At 69.9% G+C, this 19755-nt stretch carries 20 protein-coding genes; 8 read left to right on the top strand and 12 right to left on the bottom strand.

Going from position 1 to position 19755, the window contains the following annotated elements; translation table 11 throughout:
• The first annotated feature begins 6 nt into the window (after positions 1-6).
• Complete coding sequence (locus tag OH768_RS51130; protein ID WP_406464281.1) at positions 7-597, top strand: CGNR zinc finger domain-containing protein; 591 nt, start codon at positions 7-9, stop codon at positions 595-597.
• Positions 598-678: 81 nt separating this feature from the next.
• Positions 679-2079 carry a glutamate decarboxylase gene (locus OH768_RS51125; protein WP_406464279.1) on the top strand — a complete coding sequence of 467 codons (1401 nt, stop codon included), beginning with the start codon at positions 679-681 and terminating at the stop codon, positions 2077-2079.
• A gap of 65 nt (positions 2080-2144) precedes the next feature.
• On the opposite strand, the gene OH768_RS51120 is transcribed toward OH768_RS51125, so the two are convergent.
• Genes OH768_RS51120 through OH768_RS51110 form a run of 3 tightly spaced genes read right to left on the bottom strand, consistent with a single transcriptional unit; the run spans position 2145 to position 4526 of the window.
• Entirely contained in the window at positions 2145-3209 is a 1065-nt protein-coding gene (locus tag OH768_RS51120) for a threonine aldolase family protein (RefSeq protein WP_406464278.1), read from the bottom strand.
• A gap of 19 nt (positions 3210-3228) precedes the next feature.
• On the bottom strand, positions 3229-3804 hold the full coding sequence (locus OH768_RS51115) for an XRE family transcriptional regulator (protein WP_359611362.1): 576 nt from the start codon (positions 3802-3804) through the stop codon (positions 3229-3231).
• A complete protein-coding gene (locus OH768_RS51110) occupies positions 3801-4526 on the bottom strand; it encodes a metal-dependent hydrolase (RefSeq protein ID WP_406464276.1) in 726 nt (241 codons plus the stop codon). The genes OH768_RS51115 and OH768_RS51110 overlap by 4 nt, the downstream gene beginning before the upstream one ends.
• Before the next feature lie 162 nt (positions 4527-4688).
• On the opposite strand from OH768_RS51110, the gene OH768_RS51105 reads away from it, so the two are divergent.
• Positions 4689-5465 (top strand): SDR family oxidoreductase, encoded by a 777-nt coding sequence (locus OH768_RS51105; RefSeq protein ID WP_406464274.1) that lies wholly within the window; start codon positions 4689-4691, stop codon positions 5463-5465.
• 6 nt (positions 5466-5471) lie between these two features.
• Here the strand turns inward: OH768_RS51105 and OH768_RS51100 are convergent, their stop codons facing one another.
• Positions 5472-6335 carry a winged helix-turn-helix transcriptional regulator gene (locus OH768_RS51100; protein ID WP_406464272.1) on the bottom strand — a complete coding sequence of 288 codons (864 nt, stop codon included), beginning with the start codon at positions 6333-6335 and terminating at the stop codon, positions 5472-5474.
• A gap of 100 nt (positions 6336-6435) precedes the next feature.
• Between OH768_RS51100 and eno the strand changes: the two genes are divergently transcribed.
• Positions 6436-7719, top strand: coding sequence for a phosphopyruvate hydratase (gene eno, locus OH768_RS51095; RefSeq protein ID WP_406464270.1), 1284 nt, complete (start codon positions 6436-6438; stop codon positions 7717-7719).
• A gap of 10 nt (positions 7720-7729) precedes the next feature.
• On the opposite strand, the gene OH768_RS51090 is transcribed toward eno, so the two are convergent.
• Positions 7730-8026, bottom strand: a complete 297-nt coding sequence (locus OH768_RS51090) for a putative quinol monooxygenase (protein ID WP_406464268.1) — start codon at positions 8024-8026, stop codon at positions 7730-7732.
• A 115-nt stretch (positions 8027-8141) separates the two neighbouring features.
• Here OH768_RS51090 and OH768_RS51085 point away from each other — a divergent pair, with 115 nt between their 5' ends.
• Positions 8142-9104, top strand: coding sequence for a GlxA family transcriptional regulator (locus tag OH768_RS51085; RefSeq protein ID WP_406464266.1), 963 nt, complete (start codon positions 8142-8144; stop codon positions 9102-9104).
• 18 nt (positions 9105-9122) lie between these two features.
• Here OH768_RS51085 and OH768_RS51080 read toward each other — a convergent pair whose 3' ends face one another.
• From OH768_RS51080 to OH768_RS51070, 3 genes are read right to left on the bottom strand one after another with little or no spacing between them, the layout of a single operon-like run.
• On the bottom strand, positions 9123-10055 hold the full coding sequence (locus OH768_RS51080; protein WP_406464264.1) for an NADP-dependent oxidoreductase: 933 nt from the start codon (positions 10053-10055) through the stop codon (positions 9123-9125).
• Positions 10052-10516 carry a MarR family winged helix-turn-helix transcriptional regulator gene (locus tag OH768_RS51075; RefSeq protein ID WP_406464262.1) on the bottom strand — a complete coding sequence of 155 codons (465 nt, stop codon included), beginning with the start codon at positions 10514-10516 and terminating at the stop codon, positions 10052-10054. Before OH768_RS51075 ends, OH768_RS51080 begins: the two co-directional genes overlap by 4 nt.
• Positions 10517-10564: 48 nt before the next feature.
• Positions 10565-12790, bottom strand: coding sequence for an MMPL family transporter (locus OH768_RS51070; RefSeq protein WP_406464260.1), 2226 nt, complete (start codon positions 12788-12790; stop codon positions 10565-10567).
• A 184-nt stretch (positions 12791-12974) separates the two neighbouring features.
• On the opposite strand from OH768_RS51070, the gene OH768_RS51065 reads away from it, so the two are divergent.
• Both OH768_RS51065 and OH768_RS51060 read left to right on the top strand, forming a co-directional pair.
• Positions 12975-13700 (top strand): TetR/AcrR family transcriptional regulator, encoded by a 726-nt coding sequence (locus OH768_RS51065; protein WP_406464258.1) that lies wholly within the window; start codon positions 12975-12977, stop codon positions 13698-13700.
• A 32-nt stretch (positions 13701-13732) separates the two neighbouring features.
• Positions 13733-14389, top strand: coding sequence for a maleylpyruvate isomerase N-terminal domain-containing protein (locus OH768_RS51060; RefSeq protein WP_406464257.1), 657 nt, complete (start codon positions 13733-13735; stop codon positions 14387-14389).
• Positions 14390-14451: 62 nt separating this feature from the next.
• On the opposite strand, the gene OH768_RS51055 is transcribed toward OH768_RS51060, so the two are convergent.
• Both OH768_RS51055 and OH768_RS51050 read right to left on the bottom strand, forming a co-directional pair.
• Positions 14452-16233: an FAD-binding dehydrogenase gene (locus OH768_RS51055; RefSeq protein WP_406464255.1), complete on the bottom strand. Its 1782-nt coding sequence runs from the start codon at positions 16231-16233 to the stop codon at positions 14452-14454.
• Between the two features lie 156 nt (positions 16234-16389).
• Positions 16390-17088, bottom strand: a complete 699-nt coding sequence (locus OH768_RS51050; protein ID WP_406464254.1) for an SDR family NAD(P)-dependent oxidoreductase — start codon at positions 17086-17088, stop codon at positions 16390-16392.
• Between the two features lie 87 nt (positions 17089-17175).
• Between OH768_RS51050 and OH768_RS51045 the strand changes: the two genes are divergently transcribed.
• The gene (locus OH768_RS51045; RefSeq protein WP_406464253.1) at positions 17176-18060 is read left to right on the top strand and encodes a helix-turn-helix transcriptional regulator; all 885 of its coding nucleotides are present in this window, start codon (positions 17176-17178) and stop codon (positions 18058-18060) included.
• Between the two features lie 4 nt (positions 18061-18064).
• Here the strand turns inward: OH768_RS51045 and OH768_RS51040 are convergent, their stop codons facing one another.
• Together OH768_RS51040 and OH768_RS51035 are read right to left on the bottom strand one after the other, a co-directional pair.
• Positions 18065-18973 (bottom strand): expansin EXLX1 family cellulose-binding protein, encoded by a 909-nt coding sequence (locus OH768_RS51040; RefSeq protein ID WP_406464251.1) that lies wholly within the window; start codon positions 18971-18973, stop codon positions 18065-18067.
• A gap of 145 nt (positions 18974-19118) precedes the next feature.
• On the bottom strand, positions 19119-19697 hold the full coding sequence (locus tag OH768_RS51035) for a hypothetical protein (protein WP_406464250.1): 579 nt from the start codon (positions 19695-19697) through the stop codon (positions 19119-19121).
• Positions 19698-19755: the final 58 nt, after the last annotated feature.

Genomic DNA, 19755 nt, shown 5'->3' with positions numbered 1-19755 from the left:
GGTCTTATGCACCTCAACCCTTACGGCGAGGATGCCGTGAACCTGGCCGCGGACCTGGTCAACCGGCCACCCGCCGACGCCGAGGAACTCGCGGACCGCTGCCGCGATGCCGGCCTGGTGCTGGAGCGGCCGACGACCGCCCAGGACCTCGACCGCGCCCGGTACGCGCTGGCGTCGTGGGAGAAGGTCGTCGACGCGGCCGACGAGCACGAGCGCGCGGCGCTGGTCAACCGGATGCTGGAGGAGGCCGCCGCGTATCCGCGGATGACCGACCACGCGGGCAGCGGCTGGCATCTCCACTACCGCGACGACCGGAAGCCGCTCGGTGATGTGCTGTTCTCCCTGATCGCGGTAGGTACGGCACTGCATCTCGCGGGACGCGGAATGCACCGCCTCCGGCGCTGCGCCGTGTCCGAGTGCGACATGGTCTTCGCCGACACCTCCCGCACGGGGCGGCAGCGCTACTGCTCCCAACTCTGTGCCAACCGCGACGCGGTGCGCCGGCACCGGGCCCGAGGTCAGGAAAATGAGGCATCCAGTATGTACAAGGGAAAATCCAGTTCATCAGTGCGCAAATCGATCACTGGATCGGTGTAATCGGAACATACGTCGCACCGCTTGTGGATCTAGCGTCGGAATGCACGGGGCCGCACGGACCAGAAAGGCATTCCCACACTCATGCCCATCCCGCATACCGCCGTCAGGCCCGAAGCCGGGTTCGACACCCGGACCGTCTCCCGCCGCGCCGGGCAGCCGGCCGCCGCCGACCTCCTGCTGCCGGTCGACGAACTGCCCGAGACGTCGTCCTCGCCCGATCTGATCTGCCGCCGCGTACGCGACGAGCTGATGCTCGACGGCAACGCACGCCTCAATCTCGCCACCTTCGTGACGACGTGGATGGAGCCTCAGGCAAGGGAGTTGATGGCGGAGACCGCCGAGAAGAACCTCGCCGACCGCGCCGAGTACCCGCAGATCACCGCCATGGAGGAGCGCTGCGTACGGATGCTCGCGCGGCTCTGGCACGCACCGCACCCGGAGCGGGTCCGTGGCTGCTCCACCACCGGTTCCAGCGAAGCCGCGATGCTCGGCGGACTCGCGCTCAAACGCCGCTGGCAGGAACGCAGGCGCGCCCAGGGCAAGGACACCGCGCGCCCGAACCTCATCATGGGCGCGAACGTGCAGGTGTGCTGGAAGAAGTTCGCCAACTACTTCGAAGTAGAGCCGCGTTACGTCCCGATGGAGCCGGGCCGCTACCACCTCACCCCCGACGCGCTCACCGCGTACTGCGACGACAACACCATCGGTGTCGTGGCGATCCTCGGCTCCACGTTCGACGGCTCCTACGAGCCCGTCGCGGACATCTGCATGGCCCTGGACGGATACCAGGCCGCCACCGGCACCGACATCCCCGTGCATGTCGACGGCGCGTCCGGCGCCATGGTCGCCCCGTTCCTCGACCCGGACCTCATGTGGGACTTCCAGCTCGAACGGGTCGCCTCCATCAACACCTCGGGGCACAAGTACGGGCATGTCTTCCCCGGCCTGGGCTGGGCGTTGTGGCGCGACGCCGAAGCCCTCCCGGAGGACCTGGTGTTCGAGGTCGACTACCTGGGCGGAAGCTCCCCCAGCTTCACGCTCAACTTCTCCCGGCCGGGGGCGCATGTCGTCGCGCAGTACTACAGCTTCCTCCGCTACGGCTTCGAGGGGCTGCGGGATCTGGCGTCCCAGAGCCGGACCACCGCCCGCGCCCTCGCCGCGCGCATCCGCACCATCGCCCCCTACGAGTTGATCACGGACGGCTCCGAACTCCCGGCGTTCGCCTTCCGGTTGACCCCCGGCACACAGGGCTTCACGGTGTTCGACGTCTCCCACGGCATGCGCGCCCGCGGCTGGCATCTGCCCGCGTACAGCTTCCCCGCCCCGTGCCAGGACGTCTCCGTTCTACGGCTGGTGGTGCGTACCGGGTTCACCGCGGAACTCGCCGGCATGTTCATCGCCGACCTGACCGAGGTCACCCGGAACCTGCACACCGTCCTGCCGACACTCGCACCGCCGCTCAAGCCACTCGTCACCGCCTGACAAGGACGGTCGGCGTCAACTCGCCCTGGACGCAACGGAGTTCGCCGACCCCCCGTCGCCGTGACTCAGCGGGTGTGGCGGCGAACCGCGTCGAGGAGCTGGTCGATGTCGTCGGCGCTGTGCGAGAAGGCGGTGACGAATCGGACGATGCCCGGTTCCCAGCGGTCGTGGTAGAAGGCGTAGCCCTCGGCGAGGAGTCCTTCGGTGACGTGCTGGGGCAGACGGCAGAAGAGGATGTTGGCCTGCGGGATGGCCAACAGGCCCGCGCCGGCGATGGACTTGAGGCCGTCGCCTAGGCGGGTGGCCATCTCGTTGGCCCGGCGGGCGTTGCGCAGCCACAGACCGTCGGTGAGGTAGGCGTCGAGCTGGGCCGTCTGGAACCGCATCTTGGAGGTGAGTTGGCCCGCGCGCTTGGCGCGGAAGGCGAGCTCGCCGGCGAGTGCGGGGTCGAAGGAGACGATGGCGTCGGCGGTCATCGCGCCGTTCTTGGTGGCGCCGAAGGACAGGACGTCGACGCCGGCCTTCCAGGTCATCTCGGCCGGGGTGGCGCCGAGTTGGTCCAGCGCGTTGGCGAAGCGCGCGCCGTCCATGTGGACGCGCAGCCCCGCGTCCTTCGCGATGCCGGACAGCCGGCGGATCTCCCCCAGTGTGTAGACACTGCCGCTCTCGGTGGCCTGGCTGATGCTCACCACGGACGGCTGCACGCTGTGGACGTCTCCGGCCCGGCGCCGCACCGCCGCCTCCAGCGCGTCGGGTTCGATCTTGCTGTCGGGGCCGGGGACACCGACGAGTTTGGCGCCGTCGGTGAAGAACTCCGGCGCCCCGCACTCGTCGGTGTTGATGTGGCTCTCCGGGTGCGAGAGCACGCTGCCCCACGGCGGGGTGAGGGCGGCCAGGCTCAGACCGTTGGCGGCGGACCCGGTGGAGACCGGGAACATGTCGACGTCCCGCTCGAAGATCTCACCAAGCCTGCGGCGGGCCCTCTCGGTGAAGGGGTCGTTGCCGTACGGCAGCACCTGTCCGGCCGCCGCGTCGGCGACGGCCCGGGCTATCTCCGGCGAGGCTCCGGCCATGTTGTCGCTGATGAAGGCACGGCTGGAGGGGGTGGTGGCGATGGCGGTGGTACTCATGAGCGGGGGTTCCTCGGTCTCAGGTGCTGATGGGGGAGGCGAAGACGACGGTGATGTCGACCTCGTCCGCGCCGGTGCGGTAGAAGTGCGGGGCGTCTCCGGCGAAGGCGAGCATGTCGCCGGGGCCCAGGTCCTGCGGGGCGTCGACGGGTCCGGCGGTGACGTACCCGGTGGCGATGAGCAGGTGCTCGATCGTGCCGGTGGCGTGCGGCACTCCGGCCAACTCCGTCTCCGGCGGAATGCGCAGCCGCCAGATCTCCAGGCTGTTGCCGCTGCTGATCCGGCGCAGCAACTCCCGTGAGACCTCGCCCGGTTCGATGTCCGTGGCCGGCCGGAACACCGGCCCGGTGTCGGCGTCCCGCGCCAGGAGGTCGGCGATCGGGATGCGCAGGGCGATCGCGATAGCGTCCAGGGTGTCGATCGTCGGATTGCCGTTCCCGGCCTCCAGTTGCGACAGCGTGGCCTTGCTCAGACCGGCCCGCCGGGCCATCTCCGCGGCACTCATCCCGCGCTGCTGGCGCCGCAGCCGAATCTTCGCGCCGACCGCGGCGGCGGTACTGCTCACCGGCCGGCGGCCGGACGGCGGGGGCGTCATCGAGGGCTCCGGTGAGTCGCGGAGTAGGACACGCGGATACGGCCCTTCTTGACCTTCAGCGTCGGCAGCTCCAGCTCGGCGAGATCCCCGAGGCTGCGCACATGCGTCCCGCCGCACGGCGCGGAGTGCAGCGCGTCGAGATGCACCACGCGCCGCCCGTCGGGCAGATACCGAGCGGAAACCGGCAGGTCGTCGGCGACGGCGGCGGCCACCCCCTCGCGAAGCACGGAGGTCACCTCCTCCCGCCCGACCGGATCGGCCAGCCGCACGTCCGCATGCGGCGCCTGGAACTCGATGCGGGCCTGACCGGGAAAGTGGATGCTGCCGACCATCTCCCAGCCCTGCGCCCGCCCGACCGCCTCGACGAGGTGTCCGGCGGTATGCAGCGCGGCGTGCAGCATCCGAGCCTCAAGATCGATCCGGGCTAGCACCCGCTCTCCCACGGCAAGGGACGGCAGCCCGCCACCCACCGCCGCGGTCGCCACGACCAGCCCCGAGTCACGGTCCCGCACCGGGACGATCTCGACATCCTCCAGCCACCCCCGGTCGGCGGGCTGTCCCCCACCCTGCGGATGAAACAGACAGCCCTCCACGGCGACCCAGGACGTCCCGTCCCTCTCGCCGACTGCGATGACCGTGGTGTCGATCTGCTCCAAGTACGTGTTGTCGAGGTAGGCGCTGATCTGCGCGCCCTCCCGAGAAGCCGCGATTGAATGAACCATACGTTCACTATGCCGAACCAACCAGGGATAGTGAACGTATGGTTCGTTTTACTGAACACCGACGGGCGGGCAGCCCTCGTCACAGCCGACTCCGCCGCCCCAACCACCCGCCAGGAAAAGGCGGTTGCCGATCCCGGGTCCCGTCATGAACGATCTCGGACCATGACGACGAGCACCGACCACCCGTCCACCCGCCCCCTCGCGCTCGTCACGGGAGTGGGGCGCACCGTCGGTATCGGTGCGGGCATCGCCCGCCGGCTGGCGGCCTCGGGCTGGGACATCGCCTTCACCTACTGGACTCCCTACGACGAGCGCATGTCCTGGGGTGTCGAGTCCGGCGCGGCGTCGGCCATCACCGATGCGCTCACGGAACACGGCGCCGCGGCCTTGGCCGTCGAAGCGGACCTCTCCGACCCGGACGCTCCGGCCCGTGTCTTCGGCGAGGTCGGACGGGGGCCGGGCGGCGTCACCGCCTTGGTGATGTGCCACTGCGAGTCCGTCGACTCCGGTCTGCTCGACACCACCGTCGAGAGTTTCGACCGGCACTTCGCGGTCAACGCGCGCGCCACCTGGCTGCTGATCCGCGAGTACGGCCGACGGTTCGCCGCCGCTCCGGGCAGCGGCCGGATCATCGCCCTCACCAGCGACCACACCGTGCACAACCTCCCCTACGGCGCGAGCAAGGGCGCCCTGGACCGCATCACCCTGGCCGCCGCCCACGAGTTCGCCCACCTCGGGATCACCGCCAACGTCATCAACCCTGGCCCGGTGGACACCGGTTGGATGACCGAGGAGGGGCGGGCGCAGATCCTGCGGCAGACACCGCTCAACCGTCTCGGCACTCCACAGGACACCGCCCACCTCGTCGACTTCCTCTGCTCACCGGAAGGTCAGTGGATCAACGGCCAACTCCTCCTGAGCAACGGGGGGTTCGCGTAGCGGACGTCACCTGGCGCAAGCCGCGGCCAGGCGCAGACTCTCGTTGACGGCGTGCGGGATGTCGGTGATCGGGAACAGCGTGTGCCGTACGGTCCGTTCGGCGTCGATGATCAGGATCAGGCGTTTGTGCCGCAGCCGGCCGGCGCCGCGGAACGTCGGCAGCCGCAAGACCGCAGCGAGTTGCTGGGCGGCGTCGGAGAGCAGCGGAAACGGGATCTCCTCAACGCGCGCGAACTCCGCTTGCTCGTGCGGGAGTTGGGTGCTGGTTCCGCGCACATCCACGCCCGCCCGGCGGAATTCGGGCCAGGCGTCGCGGAAGAGCCGGTTCTCCAGCGTGCAGCCCTCGGCACCGGGGATCGGTGGCTCGCCCCACTCGATGCCTGTGCCCGGGTAGGTGAACAGTACGGTCGCAGTGGCTTCCGGTGAGACGACGGGCAGGTTCGTGTCCTTGATGCCGGGGAGTCGAAGGTCGTCGGGCAGGCGGGTACCGGGCAGGGCGTGCACGCGGGCGTGTTCGGCGCTGTCCTCGGCCGTGGTCGCGGTGAGGCTGCCGTCGCCCAGCATCCAACGGTCGCCCCAGTCCTGCATGGCCACGAGCAGGGGCAGCAGCGCGAGCCCGGCATCGGTGAGTACGTACTCGTAGCGCACCGGCCGCCGTTGGTAGAGGCAGCGGTGCAGCACCCCGCTCGCGACGAGGCGGCCCAGGCGTTCGGTCAGGACGTTGCGGGACAGGCCGATCCCGGCGGCCAGGGCGTCGAAACGGACATGGCCGCGGGCGATCTCCCGCAGCACCAGAACGTTCCACCAGTCCCCCAGGACCACGGCGGCCTGGGCGATGCCGCAGGTCTCGTCGGCGTTGTGCATCCTCATGCGCCCATAGTAGGTTCTCTTTCAGGACTCACTTTGTTTCCTGACGGAACTTACTGCCCGCCGACGTCCGGGACGCGGGCCATGCGTGAGGAGTTGCACCGTGACCGCCATCAGCCGGGTCGTCGCACGGGAGATCATCGACAGCCGGGGCAATCCCACCGTCGAGGTGGACGTGGAGCTCAAGGACGGATCGCTCGGCCGCGCCGCCGTACCCTCGGGCGCCTCCACCGGAGCCAGGGAAGCGGTCGAACTGCGCGACGGCGACCCGACCCGGTACCACGGCAAGGGAGTTCGGCGGGCCGTCGACGCCGTCAACGAGAGCATCGCGGACGCCGTGACCGGACTCGACGCCGAGGACCAGGCCACCGTCGACCACACGATGATCGAACTCGACGGGACCGACACCAAGTCGCACCTCGGCGCCAACGCCCTGCTCGGTGTCTCCCTGGCCACCGCCAAGGCCGCCGCGGCCGCCCACCGGCTCCCGCTGTACCGTTACATCGGCGGCGTCGACGCCCGCCTTCTGCCGGTGCCGATGATGAACATCGTCAACGGCGGCGCCCACGCCGACAACCCGCTGGACTTCCAGGAGTTCATGATCGCCCCCATCGGCGCGGCCACCTTCGCCCAGGCCGTCCGGATGGGCTCCGAGGTCTTCCACACCCTGCGCCGCGACCTGATCGCCGCCGGCCACAGCGCCAACGTCGGCGACGAGGGCGGCTTCGCCCCCGACCTGCGCACCGCCGACGAAGCCCTCGACTTCGTCCTGCACGCCATCGAACGCACCGGCTACAAGCCCGGCACCGACATCACCCTCGTCATGGACCCGGCGACGTCGGAGTTCTTCCGCGACGGTGTCTACGACTACACGGGCGAGGGCGTCCGCCGTACCCCCGCCGAACACGCCGACTACCTGGCCGAGCTGGTCGACCGCTACCCGATCGCCTCGATCGAGGACCCGATGGCCGAGGACGACCACGACGGCTGGCGCGACCTGACCGCGCGGCTCGGCGAGCGCTGCCAGCTCACCGGCGACGACGTCTTCTGCACCAACGAGACGCTGCTCAGCGCGGGTATCCGGGACGGGATCGCCAACTCGATCCTGGTGAAGGTCAACCAGATCGGGACCCTCACCGAGACCCTGGCGACCGTCGCCACCGCCCACCGGGCCGGCTACACCGTCGTGATGTCCCACCGCTCCGGCGAGACCGAGGACACCACGATCGCCGATCTCGCCGTCGCCACCGGCTGCGGCCAGATCAAGACCGGCTCGCTGTCCCGCGCCGACCGCACCGCCAAGTACAACCAACTCATCCGTATCGAGGAGGACTTGGGCAGCCAGGCGCGCTATGCGGGGCGGGACGCACTGGGACTGCGCCGCTGAGGCGTCCGCCTCAGGAGACCTTCGCTCCCAGCAGGTCGACCGGGGCGATCACCGGCGGCGCGCTGAGCTTCGTCTCCGCGATCTCCCCCAGTGCGGCGGCGATCCGGCCGGTCAGGTGCGCCTGCCGTCCCTGCTCGTCCTCGAAGGTGTCGAACACCCCGAAGGTGGTGGCGTTCTCGCGGAACGCGAACCACGTCACCGTGCCCTGCTCCCGTTCGGCAAGCTCCTGGGCACCGCGGAGCAGGGCCTCCACCTCGTCGGCGTGCTCCGGCTCGGCCTCGATGCGTACCAGCAGACCGACCTTCATGTGACCACTCCTTGTGTATGTCCGGAGCGCCGGACTTCCGGCACAGCACGAACCTATGGCGGTGATCGGTGATCACATCAGCGGCGGAAACGACACGGTTGATAGCGTTCCCGCCATGAAGGTAGCGGTCGTCGTCTACGACGGGGTGTTCGACTCGGGGCTCGCGGCCGTCCTGGACGTGCTGAGCAACGCCAACGCGCTGGGCGGACAGCTCCACGAGTCGTCGCCCACCTGGGACGTCACCCTGGTCGGCCCCGGCCCGAAGGTGCGGACCAGGGCGGGACTCCTCGTGGCGCCCGAGCCACTTGAACTGGCTGACACGGCGGACCTCCTGGTCGTACCGGCGCTCGGGGAGAGCGATCCCTGGGCGCTGCTCGACCATGTGGGCGGCGAGGCGTCCCGGCCCGTCCGCGAACTGGTCGCTCGTACCCGCGCGCGGGGGACGACCATCGCATCGGCGTGCGCGGGTACCTTCCTGCTGGCCGAGGCGGGAGTGCTGGACGGGCTTCGAGCCACGACGACCTGGTGGCTGTCGCCCGCGTTCCGGGACAGATACCCCAAGGTCGAGCTGGATCACAACCGGATGGTCATCAGTTGCGAGGGCGTCATCACCGCCGGCGCGGCTTTCGGTCACGTCGATCTCGCGCTGGCGATCGTCAGGGCGGCCAGCCCCGCGCTCGCCGACCTGGTCGCCCGCTATCTCGTGGTCGACGAACGCCCCTCGCAGGCCGCATACACGATTCCCAGTGCCCTGGCCCAGAGCGACCCCACCGTCACGGCCTTCGAACTCTGGACCCGTGAGCATCTGGCCGAGCCCATCGGCATCCCCGAGGCGGCCAGGGCCATCGGCGTCAGCGAGCGGACGCTGCAGCGTGCCGTACGGCGCACCGTCGGGACGTCACCGATCCGGTTCGTCCAGGACCTGCGGATCGAACGCGCCTCCCATCTGCTGCGCACCACCGGCCTGTCCCTGGAGACCATCTCCAGGAAGGTCGGCTACGAGCACCCCAACACCCTGCGCGTGCTGCTGCGCGAACGCACCGGGAAGACCACGTCGGCCCTCCGTGACAGCAAATGACATCGGTCCAGGGGCAGTTCAGGGGATGAGGACGATCTTTCCGCGCGTGTGGCGCTGTTCGAGTTCGGCGTACGCGTCGCGGAGGCGGTCGAGGGGATAGGTGGCGGCGACGGGGATCTCGATACGGCCGGAGGCGACGTGGTCGGCCATTTCGGTGAGGACCTCGCGGGTGGAGGCGCCTTCACTGCCCGCGCTCTTGGTGCCGAGTTCCTGCGCCTTCTGGAACGAGATGATCGTCTCGATCCGGTCCCGGGGGATGCCGAGATCGACGGCGAGCTGGACGTAATCGGGCCCGAACAGGTCGATGAACGCGTCGATCCCGTCGGGTGCCGCCGCGGTGAGGGCCTCGGCGAGTCCGTCGCCGTACGGAACCGGGGTCGCGCCGTGGTCGGTGAGCCAGTCGGCGTTGGCGGGTGAGGCGATGCCGAGGACGTGCGCGCCGTGTACGGCGAGGAGTTGGACCGTGACGGTGCCCACTCCGCCGGCGGCGGCCGAGACGGCGACGGTCTCGCCGGGCTTGGGGGCCACCGCGTCCACGGCGGCCCACGCGGTGCAGCCGACGACGTAGAGGGAGCCGGCCACTTCCCAGCTCAGGGCGTCCGGCTTGGGGATCAGTTGCGTCACCGGTACGGCGACGTGGGTGGCGTGGCTGGAGCGCTGCCAGGAGAAGCCGAGAACCTCGTCACCGAGGCCGAAGTCGGTGACGCCTTCGCCGAGCGCGGTGACGACGCCCGCGAGGTCGCTGCCCTGGCCGGACGGGAAGGTCGCGGGGAACCGCTCGCGCATCGCGCCCGAACGGATGGCCGCCTCACCGGGGTTGATGCCGGCCGCCCGGACCTCGACGAGGAGTTCTCCCGCGGCGGGGCTGGGCATCGGCACGTCGGTGACGTGCAGGACGTCGCGGTCGCCGTACTGGTCGAAGCGGACTGCTCGTGCTTGCGCGGGGCTCATCTGGTGTCCTTTGTCAGGGGTGTTGGCCCGTCCGGGGCGTGGGGGTTGGCGGCGCGGAGTACGGCGAGCGTGCTCGCGAGGTGGCCGAGCGCCGTGTCCGGGAGCGGACGGGCGAGCCAGGTCGCGAGTTCCCGGTCGAAGACGGGACCGGCGTCGTTCACCAAGTCCCGCCCGGCCGCGGTCAGTTCGACGATCGAGGAGCGGCGGTCGGTGCGGTGCGGCCGTCGGGCGCAGTGGCCCAGTTTCTCCAGCCGGTCGACGGCCTGGCTCGCGCCGCCGACCGTGATGGAGAGGGCGGCGGCGATGTCGTTGACCCGGCAGGAGCCCGCGCGTTCGACGACGAGCAGCACGTTCAGGCTGCCCAGGGTCACACCGCAGTCCTGGCGGAGCCGGGCGTCGATCCCGTTCCACAGGTCCGTCTCGAAACGCACCAGGTCGTCGAACAGCTGCCGCAGGTCCACGGGCGGGCTCCTTCCGGCCGAAGTGCATTAGCTCTAATCATCTTAGCTCTAATGCACTTCGGATGCGCCCCTCACGATCGGATCCGGTGCGGCTGCCGGGGCGGTGCTGCCTTCGCTGAGGCCGAACCGTGCGTGGAACCGGCGCAGGAAGCCGGGCGCGTACCAGGCCGAACGGCCGAGCAGCCGCATCGCGGCGGGGACGAGGACACCGCGTACGGCGACGGCGTCGATGAGGATGGCCAGTCCGCTGCCCAGGCCGAACAGCTGCATGAAGCTGAGCTCGGCCGTCCCGAAGGCGAAGAAGCTCACCGCGAGCAGACAGGCCGCAGCGGTGACGATGCGACCGGTGTGTCCGAGTCCGTTGGTCACGGCGGACTCGTTGTCCGCGCCCTGGTCGTGGAGTTCCTTGATCCGGCTGGTGACGAAGACCTCGTAGTCCATGGAGAGGCCGAAGGCGATGCAGAACATCAGCACGGTCATGGAGACGTCCATCGGCTGTGCCGTGAAGCCGAGCAGGGAGGAGAGATGGCCGTCCTGGAAGATCCAGGTCATGACGCCGAGGGTGGCGCCCAGGCTGATCATGTTGAGGAGCAGTGCGCGCAGCGGCTGTACGACGCTGCCGGTGAAGAGGAAGAGCAGGAGGAAGGTGGTGAGGGCGACCAGGGCCACGGCGAGCGGGAGCCGGCTGCCGACGGAGTGCTTGGAGTCGACCAGTACGGCGTCGACTCCGCCCACCAGGGGCCGCGTTCCGGCGGGCACGGCGACCGCCCGCACCTCACGGACCAGGCTCTGGGCCGCCTCGGACTTCGGTGTCAGGGTGCTGACCACGCTGATCTGCTGCGCGTCGGGGCGGCCGAGAGAGGTGTTGCCGGGGTCGGTCGCGGTCGGCTGTCCCTCGGCGTAGGTACCCGTGCTGGTCTCGACCCGGACCACACCCTTGAGCCCGGACAGCTGACTCGCGTACAGCCCCAGCGAACTCTTGCTCACGGGTGAGTCGATGACGACATGGAGGGCCGCGTCGTCGCTTCCGTTGAACTTCTCCCGCAGTACGGCGGAGACCTGGCGGCTCGCGGCGTCCTCGGGCAGCACGCGTTCGTCCGGGGTGCCGAAGGTGATGCCCAGCAGCGGGCTCGCCGCGAGCAGCAGGACCGCGAGGACGGGCAGCGCGGTGAGCGCGGGCCGCCGCATGACGGTGCGGGCCAGCCGTCCCCACAGGGGCGCCCGGGTGTCGGAGCGGCCATGGTTCGCCCACGGCAGCCGTCCGCCGTTGACGCGATGGCCGAGGACGACGAACAGGGCCGGCATGACGAACAGGGTGCTGACGGCCGCGATGACGACGACACCGACCCCGGCGTAGCCGAAGGAGCGCAGGAAGTACTGCGGGAACACCAGCAGTGCCGCGAGCGCCGCCGCGACGGTCGCGTCGGAGAACGCGACGGTACGGCCCGCGGTGCTCACGGTCCGCCGTACGGCGTCGTCCACGCTCGCCCCGGTCGCGAGCTGTTCCCGGAACCGGCTGACCATCAGCAGCGCGTAGTCGATGCCGAGGCCGAGGCCCAGGGCCGTGGTCAGGTTGACCGCGAAGACGGAGACGTCGGTGACGCTGCCGAGGAGGAACAGCTCCGCGAACGTGCCCGCGATGGCGATGGTCCCGATCGCCAGCGGCAGCAGGGCGGCGACCGCGCTGCCGAACACGAGCAGGAGCAGTACGAGGGTGAGGGGTACGGCGATGGACTCGGCCAGGACGAGGTCCTTGGCCGACTGGCTGCCCATCTCGCTGGTCACGGCGGCACCGCCGCCGGCCCGGACCGTGAGGGAGTCCTCGTACGGTCCGGCGTAGGCGTCGATGACGCTCTTTGCGTTCTCGTCCCGCTCGGTGTCGTTGCCCTTCACATGGGCGAGCACCACGGCTTCGCGGCCGTCCTTGGAGCGGAGGTCGGGGCTGGACGTGTCCCAGAACGAGATCACGTTCTCGAGGTGCCGCTCCTTCTTGAGTGCGGCCACCAGGGCCCGGCCGCTCTGCTCGGCCGGTGTCCCGTCCACGCGGCCTTCGGTGGCACTGACCAGCAGGACCAGGTTCGTCTCCCCGCCGAACTTCCGGTCGATGACCTTCGCGGCCTGGGAGGACGCGGAGGACGGGTCGTCGTAGCCGCCTCCCAGCAACTTGCCGAACGCGCCGGCGCCCAGGACCCCCATGAGGGCGACGGCCACGACGGCGACGACGAGTACCAGCCGCGACCGGCGGATCACCAGTTCGGCTATGCGTTCAAACACGCCCGTTCTCCTTTGCTGTCCATACGTCGGAAAAGGCGCGAAACAGCCGGAGTTGACCAATGAGGCATTCTTCGTCGCCGCGCACGACGCTAGTGAGGAGCAAGAAGATTTGGCAGTGTTAGATTTTCCTCACACTTTGCAACTTCTCGTTCCCCGGTGCGAGTTGTCGTCGTACGGTCGCCGTATGTCCGTCGACGAAGCCACGACCGCCCTCCCCTCCCTGCGCCAGCGGCGCAGGGCCGCGGCCACCCAGGAGATCGTGGACGCCGCCGAGCGCCACCTCACCGAGCACGGCCCGGCAGCCCTGTCCCTGCGTGCGGTCGCCCGCAGCCTCGGCATGACCGTGCAGGCGCTCTACCACTACTTCCCGAGCCGGGACGCCCTCATCACGGTGCTCGTCACCAAGGCCTACGACGACCTGGCCGACGCCGTGCAGACCGCCGTCCAGACCCCGGCGGACGACATGGACCTGCCCCGCCTGGTGCGGGCGGCCGAGGGCTACCGGCGGTGGGGCATCGCCCACCCCGAGCACTTCCAACTCCTCTACGGCACACCGCTGCGGGACTACGCGGCACCGGCCGACGGTCCGACCACCCAGGCGACGCGGCGGATGAGCATGATCTTCGAGCGCGAACTGTTCGAGGAGTTCACCCCGGAGCAGCTCGCCGCGGCCGACACCCCCGACCTCTCGCCGTCGCTGCGGGCCTATCTGGAAGAGCTTCCGCACTACGGCCAGGGACATCTGCCGTCGCCCGCGACCGCCCTCCTGATGAGCGCGTGGGGACATCTGCACGGCCTGGTCGCGCTGGAGGTGTTCGGGCACACCACGTTCCTCGACGGTCACCAGGAGGAGATCTTCCGGATGGCGATGCGCAACCTGCTGGCGGACATCCACCGCCGGATCACGTGACACGGTCCGCCTGGGCACCGTAGCTTGCCGAGGTGGATCTCTTCTCACGCTCCTGGGCAGCTCTGCTCACGGCGGTCGCCGACCTCAAGGACGCTGATTTCGCGCGGACTTCGGGGTGTGCCGGGTGGCTGGTGCGGGACCTGGTCTGCCATCTGGTCATCGACGCCCAGGACGTGCTGATCACCCTCGTGACACCCGCCGACACGGAAGTGACCCGCGACGCGGTGACCTACTGGGCGGTCAGCCGGACGCCGCCCACGGGTGACGACCCGCTGGACGCGCTGATCGTCCGGCTGGCCGCCGCCTACGAGGAGCCTGGGCTGCTCAAGTTCCATCTGGACGACGTCGGTTCCGCCGCCGGCCGCGCCGCCGGGCGGGCCGACCCCGGTCTGCGGGTGAGCACGCAGGACCAGGTGCTCACCGCGGGCGACTATCTCTCCGCGTACATCCTGGAGTGGACGCTGCACCACCTCGACCTGGTCGCACACCTCCCCGACGTGGCGAGGCCGCCCGCCGAAGCACTCGCCGGGGCACGCGAGTTGCTGGAGAGGATCGCCGGAGCCGCGTTCCCCGCGTCGTTCTCCGACCGGGACGCGCTGCTCGTCGGCACCGGGCGGCGTACGCCGACGGACGCGGAGAGAGCACAACTGGGCACCCTCGCGCTGGTGTTGCCGCTCCACCTCGGCTGACCTGTCGGCAACTCGGGGCAGCCGAAGCCGAGTTGCCGACCGGTGGCGAGCGGCCGTACCACTCAGATCGCTGCCGCCGCCGCGCGGCCCGCCTGGCGGCCGGAGAACAGGCAGCCGCCGAGGAAGGTGCCCTCCATCGAGCGGTAGCCGTGCACTCCCCCGCCGCCGAAGCCGGACACCTCACCGGCCGCGTACAGACCGGGAATTGGTGTACCGCCGGCGTCCAGGACACGGCCCGAGAGGTCGGTCTGCAGGCCGCCGAGGGTCTTGCGGGTGAGGATGTTGAGGCGGACTGCGATCAGCGGTCCGGCGGCCGGGTCCAGGATCCTGTGGATCGCGGCGGTGCGGCTGAGTGAATCGCCGGTGTAGGAAAGGGCGTTGCGTATGCCCATCACCTGGGCGTCCTTCGAGTACGGGTTGTCGATCTCCCGGTCCCTGGCCTCGATCTGCCGCTGGAGATCGGCCAGTTGGATCAGGCCGTCGCCGGTCAGCTTGTTCATGCCGAGGACCAGTTCGGAGAGGCTGGAGGCAGTGACGAAGTCGACGCCGTTCTTCCTGAACTTCTCGATCGGCTCCGGCGTCTGCCAGATGCGCGAGAGCAGCATCAGGATGTCCTTGTTGGTGAGGTCCGGGTTCTGTTCGGACCCGGAGAGCGCGAACTCCTTCGCGATGATCTTGCTCGTGGTGACGAACCAGGAGTAGTCGTAGCCGCTGGCGGTGATCGAGCCCAGGGAGTGAAGGGTGTCGTAGCCCGGCATGTCGGGGGCGGAGAACCGCTTGCCCTTGGCGTCGAACCACATCGAGGACGGGCCCGGGAGGATGCGGATGCCGTGGTTGGGCCAGATCGGGTCGTAGTTCTTGAGGCCCTCGGTGTAGTGCCACATCCGGTCGGGGTTGACGATACGGCCGCCCGCCGCCGCGGTGATCCCCAGCATCCGGCCGTCCACGTAGGCGGGCACGCCGGTGATCATGTTCTTGGGCGGGGTGCCGAGCCGGGCCGGCCAGTTCTGCCGCACGAGATCGTGGTTGGCGCCTATGCCGCCCGAAGTGACGATGACGACCGGGGCCTTGAGTTCGAAGTCGCCCACCACGGTGCGGGAGGTGGCCTTGCCGCGCTGGGCGGTGCTGGGTTCGAGGATCGCGCCGCGTACGCCGGTCACGACTCCGTTGGTGCGTACGATCTCGTCGACGCGGTGCCGGAACTTGAACGTCACCTTGCCGCTGGCGACGCCGGCCCGCACCTGCTTCTCGAACGGCTCGACCACGGCCGGTCCTGTGCCCCAGGTGACGTGGAAGCGGGGCACCGAGTTGCCGTGTCCGTCGGCGAGGCCGCCGCCGCGCTCCGCCCAGCCGACGATCGGGAACCAGCGGATGCCGAGGCCGTAGAGCCAGGACCGCTTCTCGTTGGCGGCGAAGTCCACATACGCTTCGGCCCACTTGTGGGCCCAGTAGTCCTGGCCGGTCGGGTCATTGATGCCGCGGTCGAAGCCGGCCGTGCCCAGCCAGTCCTGCCAGGCCAGCTCCTGGGAGTCCTTGATGCCCATGAGCCGCTGCTCGTCCGAGTCGATCAGGAACAGTCCGCCGAAGGACCAGAACGCCTGTCCGCCGAGGTTGGACTCGGGCTCCTGGTCCAGCAGCAGCACTTTCTTTCCGGCGGCGACCAGTTCGGCCGTCGCGACCAGTCCGGCCAGGCCGTGGCCGACGACGATGGCGTCGGCGTCCGAGGTGCCGGCCGCGAACGCCGGTACCGCGTGCGCCGCGAGGGCAGCGCCGGCGGCGACGCCGCCGGCCACCGTCAGGGCTCTTCGTCTGCTGATCGCCGTGGGGGACGTCAGGTTCTCCATGAGGTGCCTTCCGAATGAGTACGGGAGGTGCGGGAGGTGTGCGCGACGCGTGGCGCGTGCCGCGCCACCTCTGTTGTTACCGCTGGTAGCACCTAAGGAAACCGGGCCGTGTCGGCAGTGTTGCGGAAGTCGGATTCAGGGCCGGTCAAGTCCGGGTCACGACACGTCGAGCGGGCCTTCGCGGTCGATGAAGCGGCCGGAGCCCGCGCCCGGCCCCTCGGTGGCGAGCCGGACGATCGCGTCGGTCCCCTCGGTGACGGTCTGGGGGCCGCTGTGACCGTTGAGGTCGGTCGCCGTGTAACCGGGGTCGGCGGCGTTGACCCGAACGTCCTTGAGGGCCTTGGCGTATTGAGTGGTCAGCATGGTGAGGGCCGCCTTGGAGGCGGTGTAGAGCGGCGCGACGACGGAGGACTCGATCCGCGACGGGTCGTGCGTGATGGCAAGGGACCCCATGCCGCTGCTGACGTTGATGACGACCGGGTCGGCCGAGCGGCGCAGCAGCGGGAGGAAGGCGGTGGTCGTGCGGACCGCGCCGAAGACGTTGACGTCGAAGACGGCGAGCGCGTCGGCACCCGTCAGCTCTGCGGGATCCCCGTGCGGGCCGTGCACTCCGGCGTTGTTGATCAGGACGTCGAGTACGCCTTCGTGTACGGCTACATCGGCCGCCGCGGCGGCGACGGAGGCGTCGTCGGTGACATCGATACGGACGAACCGCGCGCCCAACTCGGCGGCGGCAGCGGCACCCCGCTCCTCGTCGCGGGCCCCGACGATCACGGTGTGGCCGAGGGCGAGGAGACGTCGGGCGGTCTCGTGGCCGAGGCCCTTGTTGGCTCCGGTGATGAACGTGGTGGTCATGCGTCGATCGTCCGCGCCGCGCCCGTGCTGTGCCAGGGACGCCACGACCGTAGGACCGGTATTACCAGGACAGGGAGTTGGGGCAGGATGGAGGGCATGGCAGTGAACGAGGGCCTCGGGCTGGGCGCGACGATCCGCGCTTGGCGGGAGCGGTTGTCGCCGTCGGAGGTGGGGCTGCCGTCCGGCCGGTCCCGGCGGGCGACCGGCCTGCGCCGCGAGGAACTCGCCGAGCGCGCCGGTATGTCGGTCGACTATGTGGTGCGCCTGGAGCAGGGGCGGTCCACGGCGCCTTCGGCACAGGTCGTGGCCTCCCTCGCGCGTGCCCTGCGGTTGAGCAGCGCCGAGCGGGAGCACCTCTACCGCATGTCCGGGCTGGTCCCGCCGAACCATGAGCCGATTCCCGACCACCTCCCGCCGGGCGTGCACCGTGTGCTGAACCGGCTCGGCGAGGTCGCGGTAGCCGTGTTCGCGGCCGACTGGCAGCTGATCTGGTGGAACCCCGGGTGGGCCGCGCTGCTCGGCGACCCGTCGGCCAAGCCTCCCGAACTCCGCAACTTCGCCCGTGAGCGCTTCCCGATCGGCTCCGGCGACGACGTACGCATCGCCTCCTGGCCGGTGTTGGTGCCCGACGGCGACAACTCGGACCTGGCCGTCGTGTCCGACCTGCGCCGCGCCACCGGCCGCTACCCGCACGACCCACGCCTGGCCGACCTGATCCGTCAACTCACCGCGGGCAACGCGACGTTCGCCCGGCTGTGGGCGAGCGGCACGGTGGCCGCACACCGCGAGGACCGCAAGACGGTTCGGCATCCCGTGGTCGGACCCGTGGACGTGGACTGCGATGTCCTGACGGACGGCGACTCGGAACTGAAGATCGTCATCTTGACGGCAGCGACCGGCAGTTCGGACGCGGCGAGGCTACGGCAGGCCATGGCCGCCCACAGCGGCAGCGCTCCCACGCCCGCGTTCTGACGGGTCAGTGCTTGGCGAACTGAAGCCGCGTGGGTTGTACGACGTCGGGGCGCACCGCGAGTGCGGGAACGGTGAGTTGCTCACCGTAGATGTCGGTGAGCCTGATCGCGCCGCCGCAGCCGCTGCCGCTCTCGGAGAGGAAGTAGTTGTAACTGGCGCGCGGTAGTTGACGCCAGGTGCCGCCCGCGAGGACCTCCAGGCGGGCCAGCGGATTGCGGTGGCCGATCGCCTGGATACCGCACCAGTAGCGGCTGGACCCGGTCTTGTAGCGGATCGAGATCGTGTCGGAGGTGCTGGGGCTCACCAGGTTCCAGGTGATCGGGATCCGGCCGGCCGAAGGGCTGGCGAGCTTGGCGAAAGCCTGCGCGCTGAGGTCGATCTGTCCGGGTGCGCAGTCTCCCGGGCACTCGTTGGTGATCCGGACGGTGACGGTGGCACCACCGGCCGCGTGGACGAGCACATACGCCCCGCATGCCTTGGACGACTCGTAGTCGGTGGTGTTCATCGCGCCGGTCAGGACGTCGTCGCCCGGGTCGTACAGACAGGCACCGCCGCCGTCCGCGTCGTAGAAGGTGGCCACTCCTCGGTAGGTGACACCGGGCCGGATGCGTCCCGCCAACGAGGCGGTGCCGGCGGCCTGTTGGCGGGCCTTCGTGGCCGACGGGGTGGCGGTCGGGCGGGCCGGCTGTGTCGCGGACGGTTTCTCGGACGCGCCGGTCGCGTGCGCGGATGGAGAGGCGGAGGCGGCCGAAGTGCCGGTCGCGGAGGGGGAGTTCGCCGCGGATGCGGTGGCGGCGTGTCCCGCCTCGGTCTTCACTTCCTCGTCGTTCTTGTCACCGGGCAGCAGCACCAGGGCCAGCGAGACGACGATGAGTACCGCGGCCGCCGACAGAAACAGCCACCGCTTGGACACCGGACCTCCTCGACGGCCACCCTCCGTTGCCCGGAGTGATGGAGGAGGCGATCGTGCCAGCCTCGGGGTGACGGCGGCAAGCCCTTTCTGCGGATGGGCAGTTGAGGGAGGGTGTCGGGTCGGGTGGCTGGTGGCGGTGGGGCGCTCAGGGCTCGGGAGTCCATTCCGCGGGAGGAGGTGTGCGGCTGTAGTGGGGTCCCCTGGTGCCGTAGTGAGCGAGGTGGAGGATCTCACCGCCGACCACCAGCTCGGCCGGCGGCGGGTTGGGGACGGTGATCCTCGGGTGGGAGCAACCGTCGATACGGACGGTCTCCCGGGGTTGGTTACAACTGTCCGCCCAGTACTGGGCCCGCTCACGGGACCACGGGTTCTGCAGGGTCCGCGGGGCGGCCGGGTCGTGCCGGTAGCCGTTGAGGCCGCGGACGAGGCCCTCGCTGTAGACACCTTTGACGCGGAAGTTCTCCAAGTCCTGCGAGCGTACGACCATGTTGACGTACCTGCGGCCGTTCCCTCGGTGCCGGCCCACGGCGGGCCAGCGGCCGTGGCCGTGGTCCCAGGAGACGGGAGGGATCCACAGCAGGGCCCCTAAGGGGAAGTGCCGAGTGCCGCGCTGGATGTCGAGGCCGCTCTCGCCGTGCGCGGTCTCTCGCGCGACGTTGGCCACCAGACACCAGCCCAACAGCCCGTCCGGTGTCTCGTCGTCGATGAGTTCTGTCTCTGTCACACCGAGAATTCTTGGGCACGGGACGGGGCGCGGGCCAGCTGTTATCGGCTGAGCCGAG

Origin of the sequence: Streptomyces sp. NBC_01622 (genome assembly GCF_045209635.1) — a bacterium.
Lineage (GTDB): Bacteria > Actinomycetota > Actinomycetes > Streptomycetales > Streptomycetaceae > Streptomyces.
This window is presented reverse-complemented; position numbering and strand designations above follow the sequence as displayed.

What these genes read in the sequence shown, in the direction of transcription:
- OH768_RS51130 (WP_406464281.1), top strand. Translation starts at nt 7, where the DNA reads ATGCACCTCAACCCTTACGGCGAGGATGCCGTGAACCTGGCCGCGGAC.
- OH768_RS51125 (WP_406464279.1), top strand. Translation starts at nt 679, where the DNA reads ATGCCCATCCCGCATACCGCCGTCAGGCCCGAAGCCGGGTTCGACACC.
- OH768_RS51120 (WP_406464278.1), bottom strand. Translation starts at nt 3,209, where the DNA reads ATGAGTACCACCGCCATCGCCACCACCCCCTCCAGCCGTGCCTTCATC.
- OH768_RS51115 (WP_359611362.1), bottom strand. Translation starts at nt 3,804, where the DNA reads ATGACGCCCCCGCCGTCCGGCCGCCGGCCGGTGAGCAGTACCGCCGCC.
- OH768_RS51110 (WP_406464276.1), bottom strand. Translation starts at nt 4,526, where the DNA reads ATGGTTCATTCAATCGCGGCTTCTCGGGAGGGCGCGCAGATCAGCGCC.
- OH768_RS51105 (WP_406464274.1), top strand. Translation starts at nt 4,689, where the DNA reads ATGACGACGAGCACCGACCACCCGTCCACCCGCCCCCTCGCGCTCGTC.
- OH768_RS51100 (WP_406464272.1), bottom strand. Translation starts at nt 6,335, where the DNA reads ATGAGGATGCACAACGCCGACGAGACCTGCGGCATCGCCCAGGCCGCC.
- OH768_RS51090 (WP_406464268.1), bottom strand. Translation starts at nt 8,026, where the DNA reads ATGAAGGTCGGTCTGCTGGTACGCATCGAGGCCGAGCCGGAGCACGCC.
- OH768_RS51085 (WP_406464266.1), top strand. Translation starts at nt 8,142, where the DNA reads ATGAAGGTAGCGGTCGTCGTCTACGACGGGGTGTTCGACTCGGGGCTC.
- OH768_RS51080 (WP_406464264.1), bottom strand. Translation starts at nt 10,055, where the DNA reads ATGAGCCCCGCGCAAGCACGAGCAGTCCGCTTCGACCAGTACGGCGAC.
- OH768_RS51065 (WP_406464258.1), top strand. Translation starts at nt 12,975, where the DNA reads ATGTCCGTCGACGAAGCCACGACCGCCCTCCCCTCCCTGCGCCAGCGG.
- OH768_RS51055 (WP_406464255.1), bottom strand. Translation starts at nt 16,233, where the DNA reads ATGGAGAACCTGACGTCCCCCACGGCGATCAGCAGACGAAGAGCCCTG.
- OH768_RS51050 (WP_406464254.1), bottom strand. Translation starts at nt 17,088, where the DNA reads ATGACCACCACGTTCATCACCGGAGCCAACAAGGGCCTCGGCCACGAG.
- OH768_RS51045 (WP_406464253.1), top strand. Translation starts at nt 17,176, where the DNA reads ATGGAGGGCATGGCAGTGAACGAGGGCCTCGGGCTGGGCGCGACGATC.